The organism is Mesorhizobium sp. M5C.F.Ca.ET.164.01.1.1, assembly GCF_004792125.1.
Classification (GTDB): Bacteria; Pseudomonadota; Alphaproteobacteria; order Rhizobiales; family Rhizobiaceae; genus Mesorhizobium; species Mesorhizobium wenxiniae.
In genome coordinates, this window is sequence record NZ_SRTG01000626.1 from 1 (window position 1) to 280 (window position 280).

General features: G+C 56.1%; 1 pseudogene. It reads left to right on the forward strand.

What is annotated here, in order from left to right:
- Positions 1-115: 115 nt before the first annotated feature.
- Positions 116-280 (forward strand): annotated as a pseudogene (locus tag EN807_RS37320) (transcriptional regulator); the annotation flags it as partial.

Genomic DNA, 280 nt, shown 5'->3' on the forward strand with positions numbered 1-280 from the left:
GCATCCCGTTTCACGACAGGCTAGCACAGCCGTGCCGCCGCCGAAATCGGCCGACGGCCCTGTGGATGACCGAGGTCGAGGTCAATATCATACATATTGACATTCGCGGAAACAAATGTTCTCACTTTCGGGTCATCTCTCCTCCGTCCAATATGAGCCGGAGAAAGAGACTCGGGAGGAAACCGAAATGGCGATCTGGCAGTGGGCGCTGCTTCTGCTTTTTGTTGTCTGGGCGCTGCAATCACTCGGCGTCTGGCTGCAGATGCGGCACTATTCTGAC